Source organism: Agaricicola taiwanensis (assembly GCF_014635245.1).
GTDB classification, from domain to species: domain Bacteria; phylum Pseudomonadota; class Alphaproteobacteria; order Rhizobiales; family Methylopilaceae; genus Agaricicola; species Agaricicola taiwanensis.
In genome coordinates, this window is record NZ_BMCP01000001.1 from 970,025 (window position 1) to 982,637 (window position 12,613).

Below are 12,613 nucleotides of genomic sequence, written 5' to 3' on the forward strand. Positions count from 1 at the left end.
ACGCTACCTCACACGTTCAGAAGCAGATACTCCCGCTCCCAGGGGCTGATCACCCGCATGAAGGTTTCGAATTCCGCACGCTTGATGGCCGAATAGGTGCCGACGAAGGTCTCGCCGAAGATTTCAACCAGAGCATCGGATTCCTCAAACAGCGCGATGGCTTCCAGAAGGCCGCGCGGCAGGTCGAAATCCAGCTCCTGGGCGGAGCCGTCAATCGGTTCGGTCGCTGAGAGTCCCTCCCGAAGCCCGAGATAACCGCAGGCCAGCGAGGCGGCGATGACGAGATAGGGATTGGCGTCCGACGAGGGAACCCGGTTCTCCACGCGGCGCGAATCGGGTGTCGACGGAGGCACGCGAAGACCCGTGGTGCGGTTGTCATAGCCCCAGGCCACATTGATCGGCGCGGTGGAGGCGCGGGTCATGCGCCGGTAGGAATTCACGTAAGGCGCCATGATGCCCATGACGCGGGGCAGATATTTCTGCTGGCCTGCGATGAAGGAGAAGAACTCCGGCGTCGGTCGCCCATCGTCCTCCGAAAAAATGTTTTTGCCCGTCTTGGCATCGACCACCGACTGATGGATGTGCATGGCTGAGCCCGGTTCATTGGCGATGGGCTTGGCCATGAAGGTGGCATAGATGTTGTGCTTCAGCGCCGCCTCGCGGATCGTGCGCTTGAACAGGAACACCTGGTCGGCGAGGACGAGGGGATCGCCATGGCGCAGGTTGATCTCCATCTGCGCCGCGCCCTCCTCATGGATCAGCGTGTCGATCTCCAGGCCCTGGGCCTCGGAAAAATCGTAGATGTCCTCGAAGAGGTCATCGAACTCGTTGACCGCCTGGATCGAATAGGATTGACGGCCGATCTCGGGCCGGCCGGAGCGGCCGATCGGGGGCTCCAGTGGATAATCGGGATCGGTATTGGGTTTGACGAGATAGAATTCGATCTCCGGCGCCAGCACCGGTTTCAGACCCTTGTGCTCATACAGCTCCAGGATACGGCGCAGCACCTGGCGCGGCGCAATATCCACCGGGCGGCCGTCCTGATGATAGCTGTCGTGGATGATCTGAGCGGTCGGATCGGACGCCCAGGGCACCACCGACAGCGTGGAGAAATCGGGCTCCAGCACGATGTCGTTGTCCGACGGGTTCTGCCGCGTGATGACCTCATCTTCGGGATATTCGCCGGAAATCGTCTGCTGGAAGATGGCGCTCGGCAGGGCCATCAGGGGGTTGGTGAAGAATTTCGACGCCGGCATGATCTTGCCGCGGGCCACACCGGCTTGGTCGGGCACCACGCATTCGATCTCCTCGATGCCGCGCGCCTTGATCCAGGAGCGCGCCTCCTCGAGGTCCGCCACGCCCCGGATGTTGCCAACCCCTTTATCTGCCTTCTTTTTCTTCGCCATATATCAGCCTCGTGCGCCGCAGGAGCGGGCCTCCGGTGGGCCTGCACACTGCCTGAGCCGTCAGTGTAGCGTCAATGTTGCGAACCAAAGGATAAAGCCGCCCAAAAACCGTTGTGTGGCGCTGGTGAGATCACTAACGTTTCGGCTGACGAAGCGGCGGAGCGACGCTGAAGCCGCGACATCAAGATGAGCCATCAATCCGGAGATCTTAGCGCCATGGCTTTTGCCGCCTCTCTTCGCCACCTGCTCCTTGCTGCCGTTGCGAGCAGCTGCGCTGCCCCGGCTCTTGCCAAGGAAGTGCGGGTCTACAACTGGTCGGATTACATCGACGAGGCGATCCTCAAGGACTTCGAAAAGGAAACCGGGATCAAGGTCATCTACGACGTTTTCGATTCCAACGAGATCCTCGAAGCCAAGCTTGTGACGGGCGGAACAGGCTACGATGTGGTGGTTCCCACGGCCACCTTCCTGTCGCGCCAGATCAAGGCCGGTGTGTTCCAGAAGCTCGACAAGTCAAAGCTGCCGAACCTGAAGAACATGTGGTCGGACATCGCGGAGCGCGCGGCCAAATATGATCCGGGCAACGAATATTCGGTCAACTACATGTGGGGCACCACCGGCATCGGTTACAACCCCGAGAAGATCAACGAGGCCATGCCCGATGCGCCGGTCGACAGCTGGAAGCTGGTTTATGATCCCGAGGTTTTGAAGAACTTCCAGAAGTGCGGCGTCATGCTGCTCGACAGCCCCGAGGATCTGCTGCCGTCGGTCATGACCTATCTCGGCCTTGAGCCGGACATGAACAATACCGAATCGGTCGAGAAGGCCGGCGAGCACCTGGCCAAACTCAAGCCCTACATCCTCAAATACCACTCCTCAGAATACATCAACGCGCTGGCCAATGGGGACATCTGCCTGGCCGTCGGTTATTCCGGCGACATTCTGCAGGCGGCCTCGGAAGCGGCTGAGAAAGTCGAGGTCGATTACGTCATTCCGCAGGAGGGTGCCCAGCTCTGGTTCGACCAGATGGCGATCCCCGCCGACGCACCGCATCCCGATGAGGCACACGCCTTCATCAACTACATGACGCGTCCGGAAGTGATCGCGAAGGCGTCCAACTTCGTCAGCTATGCCAATGGCAACCTGGCCGCGAAGGAATATCTCGATGAGGCGGTGGCGCAGGATCCGCGCGTCTATCCCACCGAGGACGTGGTGAAGCGCCTCTATACGGTGTCGACCGTGGAGGATCCTCGGGTCCAGCGCATCATCACCCGTGCCTGGACCAGGGCGCAGAGCGGATCATAACAGCCTGTCGGATCAAGGATCATGCCCGGCCGCATGGCCGGGCATCTCTGTTGAAGCGGACCTGAAGGAGACATCATGGCGACACGCGCATTGGGCCCGGTTCGACGCAGCTTCGCGCCATGGAACGATCCCACAGCCGTTCCGCTGATCCGTTTCGATAAGGTCACCAAACGCTTCGGCGGTTTCACCGCTGTCGACGATCTGACGCTTGATATCCATGAACGCGAATTCTTCGCGCTGTTGGGACCATCCGGCTGTGGCAAGACCACCCTGATGCGCATGCTCGCCGGCTTCGAGGAGCCCACGGAGGGGCGCATCACGCTCGGTGGCGAGGACATGGCCGGCCGCCCCCCGTACCGACGCCCGACCAACATGATGTTCCAGTCCTATGCGCTGTTTCCGCATATGACGGTTGAAGGCAACATTGCCTTCGGTCTCAAGCAGGACGGCATGACCAAGGGCGAGATCGCGTCCCGCGTGGAGGAAATGCTCAAGCTCACGCGGCTGGAGAGCTTCGCGAAACGCAAGCCGCATCAGCTGTCCGGCGGCCAGCGGCAGCGCGTGGCGCTCGCGCGCTCTCTGGCGAAAAAGCCGAAAGTGCTGCTCCTTGATGAGCCACTCGGCGCGCTCGACAAGAAGCTGCGCCAGGACACGCAGTTCGAGCTCATGGACATCCAGGTCACGCTCGGCCTGACCTTCCTCATCGTGACGCATGATCAGGAAGAGGCCATGACCGTCGCCGATCGCGTGGCGGTGATGGACAAGGGCAAGCTGATCCAGGTGGCGACGCCGGGTGAGATCTATGAGCAGCCCAATTCCCGCTACGTGGCCGACTTCATCGGCGATATCAACATCATCGAAGGCCGGATCACCGGAGCGTCGGGAGGGCGTGTCACCATCGGCAGCGCGGAGGCGGAGGCGCCATTGACAGTCGCCTCCGAGGCGGATCTGGCGAAGGACACGACAGCCTGGATCGCCGTGCGGCCCGAAAAGACGCGACTGTCGCTGGACGCACCGCCTGCCGGCACGGCCAATGCATTGACCGGCACCATCTTCGATATCGCCTATCTCGGCGACTGGACCGTCTATCTGGTGCAATTGCCGGGCGGGAAGATCCTCCGCGTCAGCCAGGCCAACATGACCCGCACCGTCGAACGCCCGATCTCCTGGGACGACAAGGTACACCTCTGGTGGGCGCCGGAAGCCGGCGTCCTTCTGAGCCGGTGACGGTCATGGCGGAGAAACGGCCCAACGCCCGCTGGTTTGTCATCGCGCTGCCCTATCTCTGGCTGGCGGTCTTCTTCCTGCTGCCCTTCCTGATCGTCTTCAAGATCAGCCTGTCGACGCCCACGCTGGCGCAGCCACCCTATGTCCCATCCTTCAACAGCCTTGCCGAGATCTGGGAGAAGGCGCGGCAGTTCACCATCGACAATTACGCCTTCCTTGCCTCCGACAGTCTCTATTATTCGAGCTATTTCTCCAGCCTGCGCATCGCGGCCATCTCGACGCTGCTGCTGCTCCTGATCGGTTATCCCTTCGCCTATGCCATGGCGCGGGCGCCGCGCGCGATCCAGCCCATGCTGCTGATGCTGGTGATCCTGCCGTCCTGGACCTCGTTCCTGATCCGAGTCTACGCCTGGATCGGCATTCTGAAGCCGGAAGGCCTCCTCTCGGCCTTCCTGATCTGGCTCGGTGTCATCGATCAGCCGCTGCGCATCATGAACACCGAGACGGCGGTCTTCATCGGCATCGTCTACGCCTATCTGCCTTTCATGGTGCTGCCGCTCTACGCCAGCCTGGAAAAGCTCGATCCGACGCTGCTGGAAGCGGCGGCGGACCTCGGTTGTCCTCCGTGGAAGGCCTTCTGGCTCATCACCGTGCCCCTGTCGCTGCCGGGGATCATCGCCGGTTCGTTCCTCGTCTTCATTCCGGCGGTGGGCGAATTCGTCATTCCTGACCTGCTCGGCGGTTCCGATACGTTGATGATCGGCAAGACGCTGTGGCGCGAATTCTTCGGCAATCGCGACTGGCCGGTGGCATCCGCCGTCGCCGTGGTGCTGCTGCTCCTCCTGGTGCTGCCCATCGTCGTCTACCAGCACATGCAGGCCCGGCAGGTGGAGGCGGCGCGATGAACCGCAGTTTCTCGGCCGTCAATCTGATCGCGCTCACGCTCGGCTTTGCCTTTCTCTACATCCCCATCCTGCTGGTGGTGATCTACAGCTTCAATGACTCGCGCCTCGTCACCGTCTGGGGAGGCTTCTCGACCAAGTGGTACGCATCCTTGCTGGGCAACCGCCAGCTTCTCGATGCCGCCTGGGTCACGGTGCGCATCGCCTTCCTATCGGCAACCATCGCAACTGTTCTCGGCACGCTTGCAGCGGTCGCGCTGACCCGTTTCAGGCGCTTTCGCGGCCGCACCCTGTTCTCCGGGCTCGCCTATGCACCACTGGTCATGCCGGAGGTCATCATGGGCCTCTCGCTGCTGCTGCTCTTCGTCGCCATCGGCCTCGATCGCGGTTTCTGGACCGTGACCATTGCCCATATCACCTTCACGCTCTGCTACGTGGCGGTGGTGGTGCAGTCGCGGCTCGTCACCTTCGACCGCAGCCTTGAAGAAGCGGCTATGGATCTTGGCTGTCCGCCGTGGAAGACCTTCTTCGTCATCACGCTTCCCATCATCGCGCCGGCCGTGATCGCGGGCTGGATGCTCGCCTTCACGCTGTCGCTGGACGATCTCGTCATCGCCAGCTTCACGACCGGGCCAGGGGCCACCACTCTGCCCATGCGCATCTACTCGTCGGTCCGCCTCGGCGTGACGCCGGAGATCAACGCCGTCTGCACGCTGCTGATCGGCCTCGTCTCCATCGGCGTCATCATCGCCTCGCTCGTGCAGAAACGGTCGATTATCGAACGGGAGAGGGCGGAGCGCCTGGCGGCAGGCTGACGCCGTCGGTCACGGCAGCACTGGCGCGGGCGCGGGCATGGTGGCCGAAGGAAACAGCGGCGCGGCGGCATCCGAGCGGCGCAGGAGCATGTCGACGTCAGGGCGCACCAGCGGCGCACGCCAGTCCCCTGTCACCGTGAAGGGCAGCACGAATGGCGGTTCCTTGTCCCGGCGGGCAGCGGTGCCGGCAAGCTGCAGCGAACGGGCGCCGACATCGATGCTTCCCGACATGCCGAGCAGCAGGTCAGGCGATTCCAGGCGCAGATTGCGCAGAAGGCCGATACCGCTGGAAATGCTGAGCTCGCCATAAAGGCGGCTGAACGAGGTGCGTCCGCCGCGCATGGACCCCAAAGCCAGGGGGCTCCGCTCAAGCCGCTGCAGCTGCTGCGCGATGTTGATGCCATGCACAGCTCCATCCCTTGCATTCAAGATGATGGTTCCGTTGAGGCTGCGGGCAATGGCCTCCGTGGTCGGGCCCCTTCCGCTGATGTCCGCCTGGATATCGGAGCGTCCTTCGGCCGGATTCTCGGTGCCGATCAGCTCGAAGATCTGGGACATGGCAAGGTCGCGGCCGGAAACGGTCATCCGGAGGTCGAGATCGGGTCCGTTTGGCACGGCCCTGATGGTGGCCGACATGGCGCCGCCCAAGGTCCGCGCCTCCTCCAGCCGCACCGAAAGGTTGGCATCGTGGATATCGGCGAGAAGGGCACTGTCTTCCAGGGTGATCTTTCCGAACAGGATCTTGTCGGCGGAGACGCGAAGTTCGCTGTCGAAGCCTTCGAACGAGCTGATCTTGAAGTCTTGCCGGCTCCAGCCAGCCGAGCTGACGCCATAATTCAGAAGGCGCTTCAGAAGAGGCGTCAGATCAAGAGTGTCCGCGCCCAGCGTGCCTTGCAGCAGGGGACGGCCATCGTTCATCTTCAGAACCGCGGCCCCGGTCGCGCTGGTCTCGCCCAGTGAAAGCTTCATGTTGAGCAGGCTCAGAGCCTCCGGAACACGTTTCAGCTGCGCCCGCAGATCCAGTTCCCCGGCGGGCCAATGGGAGCGGTTCCAGTCGTTGGCAAGCCAGACGGCGAACCGGTCCGCAGCAGGGCTATCGACCGCGAGGTCTCCGTCGAGCTGCAGCCCGGATATCGTATTCACCCGGCCGCGAAATCGCATCTGGCCCGGCGGCGAGGTAAAGCGGGCTTCGGCCTCGCTCCAGCGCCCTTCGCCGAAGGCCGCCAGATCGGCCACCTCCATCTCAACGCTTATCGTCTCGCGCCGCCAGGTGAAGCTGCCGTCGATGGTGAGCGCGCTCTTGCTGCCGATCCCGAGGCTGCCGTTGAAATCCGACAGCACGATACGGCTGCCGTCGCGCAGGTCCTGCCAAGCGATGCTTCCGCGGGACAGATGGATCTTCGGCAGTGCCTGATCGCCAGCTTTGACGGCATCGACGATCTGCCTGACGCCGGGCCAGGAAAGATGCCCGTCCTTCTGGATGGCAATGACGATATCCGGCGCATCGAGCGTGATGCTGCTCGGCTGATATTCACCCCTGAGCAGCGCCAGCAGGCTGAGGCGCGCGGTAAGCCCGCGGCAGGTCACCAGCAGGTTTCCATCCTCCGCCACCAGCGAGACGTCAGGCAGATGGATCATCGGAAAGGGGATGAGCGTGAACTTGGCCTCGGCTGTCGGCGCGAGTTGGGCACCGAGGGTATCGGCAAGGCGCCGCTGCACCGCCGCCGTGGCCGAATCCACGGGAAGCATGCGCGCTGCCATGACCATGACGACGATGGTCATGGCGATGAAAATGGCGGCGGCGAGAAAACGCTTCATCCAAGGGTCCGAGGCTGAGCACAAAGCCCACGACGAGCTTGAGGCCGAGACAAGGCCTGTATAACGATCCAGAGCACAAAGGAAAGCACTGGAGGAAACCAAGATGACCGAACAGCCGCTGTGGAGACCGTCGCCGGAACGGATCGCCTCCAGCCAGTTGGAAGCCTTCCGAAAGGCGGCCGAAGCCAAGAGCGGCACACAGTTGTCCGACACGCGCGCCCTGCACGAATGGTCGGTGGCGTCCCGCGGAGCCTTCTGGGACCTCGTCTGGGAACGCGGAAAGGTGATCGGACACAAGGGGAATGTCCTCCTGTCCGACGATCGCATGCCTGGTGCGAGGTTCTTTCCTGAGGCCAGGATCAACTTCGCCGAAAACCTTCTGCGTGGCAGTGGGGACGGGGACGCGATCCTGTTCTGGGGCGAAGACAAGGCAAAGCGCCGCCTGTCGTGGAACGAGCTGCGTGCCCTGGTGTCCCGGCTCCAGCAGGCGCTGAAGGCCGAAGGCGTCGGTGTGGGCGATCGGGTGGCAGGCATGATGCCCAACATGCCCGAAACAGTCGCCGTCATGCTCGCGGTCACCTCGCTCGGCGCCATCTGGTCGTCCTGCTCACCCGATTTCGGCGAGAGAGGCGTCCTCGACCGGTTCGGTCAGATCGAGCCGAAACTGTTCTTCTGTCCCGATGGCTATTGGTATGCGGGCAAGCGCATTGACGTGGCGCCCAAGCTCGGACCGATCACCGCCGGCCTTCCCACTGCGAAAAAGGTCGTCGTGGTGGACTATCTGGGCCAATCGCGGGAGATCGCCGCGTCCTTCCCCCACGCCACGAGCTTCGCCGATTTCATCAGCGGTTTTGAGGCCGGCGAGCTTTCCTTCGAACGGCTGCCCTTCTCGCATCCGCTCTACATTCTTTTCTCCTCGGGTACCACCGGAGTACCGAAATGCATCGTGCATTCAGCAGGCGGTGCGCTCCTCCAGCACATCAAGGAACATCAGCTCCACTGCGATGTGAAACCGGGCGACAAGGTATTCTATTTCACCACCTGCGGCTGGATGATGTGGAATTGGCTCGTGTCGGCACTCGCCTCAGAGGCGACGCTGGTTCTGTTCGATGGCTCGCCGTTCCATCCGACGCCGGCGGTTCTGTTCGATCTGGCGGACGAGGAGGGTGTCACCCTGTTCGGCACATCGGCGAAATTCATCGATGCGCTCAAGAAAGGCGGCGTCCGCCCCAGGGACACGCACAGCCTGTCCACGGTCCGGACCATGACCTCGACGGGATCGCCGCTGGCCGCCGAGAGCTTTGATTTTGTCTATGACGGCATCAAGGAGGACATTCATCTCGCCTCCATTTCCGGCGGCACCGACATCGTCTCCTGCTTCGTGCTGGGCCTGCCGACGGAACCGGTCTGGCGGGGCGAGATCCAGGGGCCCGGCCTCGGCATGGCGATCGAGGTCTGGGACGAGGACGGCAGGCCCATGGTCGCGGGCAAGGGAGAACTGGTCTGCACCCGGGCCTTCCCCTGCATGCCCGTGAGCTTCTGGAACGACGCCGACGGCGCCAAGTACAGCTCGGCCTATTTCGAGCGCTTCGACGGGATCTGGTGCCACGGCGATTTCGCCGAGTGGACGCCACATGGCGGCATCATCATCCATGGACGCTCCGATGCGACGCTCAATCCCGGAGGAGTGCGGATCGGCACGGCGGAAATCTACGCCCAGGTGGAGCAGATCCCCGAAGTGCTGGAGGCCATGGCCATCGGCCAGGACTGGGATGACGACGTCCGCATCGTGCTGTTCGTGCGCCTCAAGGATGGGGCCGTTCTGGACGACGGATTGAAGGACCGCATCAAACGCCAGATCCGCTCCGGGGCCAGCCCCCGGCACGTGCCGGCGAAGATCGTGGCCGTGGCCGACATTCCCCGCACGAAGTCCGGGAAGATCACCGAGCTTGCCGTGCGTGACGTCGTCCATGGCCGGGTGGTCAAGAACCAGGAGGCGCTGGCCAATCCGGAAGCTCTGGAGCTTTATCGCGGCCTGGCCGAACTCACCACCTGATCGTCGGGCTCCTCGCCGCCGAAGGCCTCGGCGGCGGGGGGCCGGCTCATGCGCGCCATCAGGACGACGGGGAACAGCCCGGCGGCGACGATCAGGAGTGCCGCGAAGGCACCGTTCTCATAGGTGCCGCGCGAGGCCTCGGCATAGACGTAGGTGGACAGCGTCTCGAAGTTGAAAGGTCGCAGCAGAAGCGTGGCCGGCAGCTCCTTCATGCAGTCCACGAAGACCAGGAGCGCTGCTGCGCCGATGGCGGGCCGCAACAGCGGCAGATGGATACGCCGCGCGGTGCCCGCGGCGGTCTCGCCCAGGTTGCGTGCCGCCCAGTCAAGGCTCATGGGCACCTTGGCGAAGCCCGCCTCGATGCCGCCGGCGGAGATCGCCATGAAGCGCACCGCATAGGCATAGATGAGCGCCGCGCCGGAACCGGAGATCAGGAGGCCGGTAGCCACGCCGAAATGCGAGCGCATGAAGGCATCGATGCTGTTGTCGAGATTGGCAAGCGGCACCAGAAGACCGACAGCCAGAACAGTGCCCGGTACCGCATAGCCGATGCTCGACAGCTGCACGAGGCCCCGGGTCAAGGGGCGGCGCACGAGGCGGCTCGTGTGAGCGAGCAAAAGGCCGAGGCCCATGGTGATCACCGTCGCGATGGCGGCGAACATCATGGTGTTACCCGCCATCTGCATGACATCAGGCGGAAAGCCGTTCATCTGCGCGCGGCGGAAGGTTTCGCGCAGGAGATAGCCGGCGGGTGCAGCGAAGCCGAGGAGGATGGGGAGGGCACAGGCTACGACGGCGAGAGCAGCGTGCCCCGGGGTAAGCCGGACAGGGTCGGTCTTGCGGCTGCGTTGCGCCTGCGCCGCATAGGCCTGCCGCCGCCGCGCGGCGCGTTCCAGGATCACAAGCCCGATCACCACCGCCAGCATCACCAGGGCGATCTGCGCGGCGCCCGGAAGATTGGATCGGTTCACCCAGGTGGAGTAGATCGAAACCGTCAGCGTCTGCACGCCCAGAAGATCCGAGGCGCCGAGATCGTTGAGCGTTTCCATCAAGACAAGGCTCACCCCGACCGCCACAGCCGGACGCGCGAGCGGCAGTGCCACCCGAAAGAAAGCACCCGCCCCCCCGCAGCCGAGCGTCCGCGCCACCTCGATGACGCAGGCCGATTGCATGAGGAACATGGCCCGCGCGGTGAGATAGACGTAAGGGTAAAAGGCAAGGCCGAAGAGAAAGATGCAGCCCGCCATGCCGCGGATATCGGGGAGGCGGAAGTCCACCGGGCTCTCGATGCCGAGCATGGCGCGGATCAGACCTTGCACCGGGCCCAGTGGATGCAGGAGGTCAAGGTAAGCATAGGCAAGGATGTAAGTGGGCACGGCAAGCGGCAGCAGCAGCGCCCAGTCGAACAGGCCGCGCCCGGGAAAGCGATAGGCCGTGACAAGCCAGGCCGTGCCGACGCCGATCACCGCCGTCAAGGTGCCGACACCTGCAAGCAGGATCGTCGTGTCCCGGATCGCGCGCGGCAGGACATAGGCAATGAGTTGAGGCCACAGATCGCCGGAGCCCTGGGCGGCGATCCAGGCGAGGGTGACGATGGGTGCCGCGATGAGGCAAGCGATCGCGCCGCTGGCAATGATCCAGCCGCTCAGGCGAGGGGCCGCACGCAGGCGAGACCGAGACAGGGACGGAAGTGTGATGGCCATCGCGTTGGCCCGGGCGACCACAGGCCGCGCCGTGCCAATCCTCAAAGGATTAATTGTCGAAGCCGACCTTGTCGACGAGATCAGCCGCGGCCTTGCGATGCTTGGAGATCTCGTCGAGCGGTACGCTGTCGGCCTTCAGCTTGCCGAAGGACGCGATGATCGGGTCGACCGGAGCATCCGCCGCGACGGGATATTCGAAGTTGGCCTTGGCATAGAGGTCCTGCGCCTCATGCCCGAGCATGAAGTCCAGCAGCTTGACCGCGTTTTCCTTGTTCGGCGCGTTTTTGGCGATGGCTGCGGCGGAAACATTGACGTGGCTTCCCGCATTGTCGCTGAAGGTCGGCAGGATGACCTTGATGGCCTCGCCCCACTTCACCTGCTCGTCTCCACCCTTGCCCGACCGCATCAGGCCAACATAGTAGGAATTGGCAACACCGACATCGCAGATCCCGGCCAGCACATCGCGCGCCACGTCGCGGTCGCCGCCACCGGCCTTGCGGGCAAGGTTTGCCTTGACGCCCTTGAGCCATTCCTCGGTCTTCGCTTCACCGTGCTTGGCGATGAAGGCGGCAATCAACGCGGTATTGTAGGGATGTTTTCCGGAGCGGATACAGAGTTTACCCTTCCACTTGGGGTCTGCCAGTTCTTCATAGGTCATGGCCTTCTCGGCGACACGATCCTTGGAGGCATAGATCACGCGGGCGCGGGTGGTGAGGGCAGTCCACTGGTTTTCGGTGCCACGAAGATTGGCCGGCACCGTTTCCTCCACGAGCTTGGACGTGATGGGCTGTGTCACTCCTGCCGCGACAAGATCGGTCGCATTGCCGATATCGACCACCAGCAGAAGATCCGCCGGCGAGTTGGCTCCCTCGGCCCTGACCCGTTCGACAAGGCCCTCCTTCACGAAGATGGCGTTGGCCTTGATGTTGGTTTCCTTCGAAAACTCATCAAGCAGCGGCTGGATCAGGCCCGGCTCCCGCGTCGTGTAGATGTTTACTTCACCTGATTGCGCGGCAGCGGAACCGGTCAGCGCTGCGGTGGCGCCAACGGCGAACAAAGCGGAAAGCGAAAGCATACGTGCCATGAAGACCTCCCTCGGGCGGGCTTCATCCCGCGCGGTATCTACGGCTCTATCTGCCGCAACCCGCGATAGGGCAGCACAAGAAACCGGTCAATAAAAAAGTTAGTCACAACAAGTATATTGGAATTAGAATGGTTATAAAAACAGGCTAAGCCGCTTGCTAATCTTGCATTCTAAGGGACAGGTCACCTTGACGCGTCCAATCGAGCGGAATGCGGACTGATTGGCCGCGTGTCATCGGTGGCAATCCGTGTCACGTAAACGTCAACGAGCAGATTTATCAATGACGAGCTAACCCTC

At 62.9% G+C, this 12,613-nt stretch carries 9 protein-coding genes; 5 read left to right on the forward strand and 4 right to left on the reverse strand.

The window, feature by feature from the left end:
- Window positions 1-8: 8 nt before the first annotated feature.
- Window positions 9-1,406 (reverse strand): glutamine synthetase family protein, encoded by a 1,398-nt coding sequence (locus IEV58_RS04570; protein WP_188408488.1) that lies wholly within the window; start codon window positions 1,404-1,406, stop codon window positions 9-11.
- A 186-nt stretch (window positions 1,407-1,592) separates the two neighbouring features.
- Between IEV58_RS04570 and IEV58_RS04575 the strand changes: the two genes are divergently transcribed.
- The 4 genes from IEV58_RS04575 to IEV58_RS04590 all read left to right on the forward strand — a co-directional run bounded on the left by IEV58_RS04575 (window position 1,593) and on the right by IEV58_RS04590 (window position 5,655).
- A complete protein-coding gene (locus tag IEV58_RS04575) occupies window positions 1,593-2,711 on the forward strand; it encodes a polyamine ABC transporter substrate-binding protein (protein WP_188408489.1) in 1,119 nt (372 codons plus the stop codon).
- Window positions 2,712-2,786: 75 nt separating this feature from the next.
- Complete coding sequence (locus IEV58_RS04580; protein ID WP_188408490.1) at window positions 2,787-3,938, forward strand: ABC transporter ATP-binding protein; 1,152 nt, start codon at window positions 2,787-2,789, stop codon at window positions 3,936-3,938.
- 5 nt (window positions 3,939-3,943) lie between these two features.
- Window positions 3,944-4,843, forward strand: a complete 900-nt coding sequence (locus IEV58_RS04585; RefSeq protein WP_188408491.1) for an ABC transporter permease subunit — start codon at window positions 3,944-3,946, stop codon at window positions 4,841-4,843.
- A complete protein-coding gene (locus tag IEV58_RS04590; RefSeq protein WP_188408492.1) occupies window positions 4,840-5,655 on the forward strand; it encodes an ABC transporter permease in 816 nt (271 codons plus the stop codon). Before IEV58_RS04585 ends, IEV58_RS04590 begins: the two co-directional genes overlap by 4 nt.
- Before the next feature lie 9 nt (window positions 5,656-5,664).
- Here the strand turns inward: IEV58_RS04590 and IEV58_RS04595 are convergent, their stop codons facing one another.
- Complete coding sequence (locus IEV58_RS04595) at window positions 5,665-7,473, reverse strand: AsmA family protein (RefSeq protein WP_188408493.1); 1,809 nt, start codon at window positions 7,471-7,473, stop codon at window positions 5,665-5,667.
- 103 nt (window positions 7,474-7,576) lie between these two features.
- Between IEV58_RS04595 and IEV58_RS04600 the strand changes: the two genes are divergently transcribed.
- Complete coding sequence (locus IEV58_RS04600; RefSeq protein ID WP_188408494.1) at window positions 7,577-9,529, forward strand: acetoacetate--CoA ligase; 1,953 nt, start codon at window positions 7,577-7,579, stop codon at window positions 9,527-9,529.
- Here the strand turns inward: IEV58_RS04600 and IEV58_RS04605 are convergent.
- Both IEV58_RS04605 and IEV58_RS04610 read right to left on the reverse strand, forming a co-directional pair.
- Entirely contained in the window at window positions 9,499-11,232 is a 1,734-nt protein-coding gene (locus IEV58_RS04605) for an ABC transporter permease (protein ID WP_188408495.1), read from the reverse strand. The genes IEV58_RS04600 and IEV58_RS04605 overlap by 31 nt on opposite strands.
- A gap of 49 nt (window positions 11,233-11,281) precedes the next feature.
- Window positions 11,282-12,316, reverse strand: a complete 1,035-nt coding sequence (locus IEV58_RS04610; protein ID WP_308790875.1) for a Fe(3+) ABC transporter substrate-binding protein — start codon at window positions 12,314-12,316, stop codon at window positions 11,282-11,284.
- Window positions 12,317-12,613: the final 297 nt, after the last annotated feature.

Excerpts from the sequence above, each read along its gene's own strand:
- IEV58_RS04595 (WP_188408493.1), bottom strand. The coding sequence starts at position 7,473 with ATGAAGCGTTTTCTCGCCGCCGCCATTTTCATCGCCATGACCATCGTC.
- IEV58_RS04580 (WP_188408490.1), top strand. The coding sequence starts at position 2,787 with ATGGCGACACGCGCATTGGGCCCGGTTCGACGCAGCTTCGCGCCATGG.
- IEV58_RS04585 (WP_188408491.1), top strand. The coding sequence starts at position 3,944 with ATGGCGGAGAAACGGCCCAACGCCCGCTGGTTTGTCATCGCGCTGCCC.
- IEV58_RS04570 (WP_188408488.1), bottom strand. The coding sequence starts at position 1,406 with ATGGCGAAGAAAAAGAAGGCAGATAAAGGGGTTGGCAACATCCGGGGC.
- IEV58_RS04610 (WP_308790875.1), bottom strand. The coding sequence starts at position 12,316 with ATGGCACGTATGCTTTCGCTTTCCGCTTTGTTCGCCGTTGGCGCCACC.
- IEV58_RS04605 (WP_188408495.1), bottom strand. The coding sequence starts at position 11,232 with ATGGCCATCACACTTCCGTCCCTGTCTCGGTCTCGCCTGCGTGCGGCC.
- IEV58_RS04575 (WP_188408489.1), top strand. The coding sequence starts at position 1,593 with ATGAGCCATCAATCCGGAGATCTTAGCGCCATGGCTTTTGCCGCCTCT.
- IEV58_RS04600 (WP_188408494.1), top strand. The coding sequence starts at position 7,577 with ATGACCGAACAGCCGCTGTGGAGACCGTCGCCGGAACGGATCGCCTCC.
- IEV58_RS04590 (WP_188408492.1), top strand. The coding sequence starts at position 4,840 with ATGAACCGCAGTTTCTCGGCCGTCAATCTGATCGCGCTCACGCTCGGC.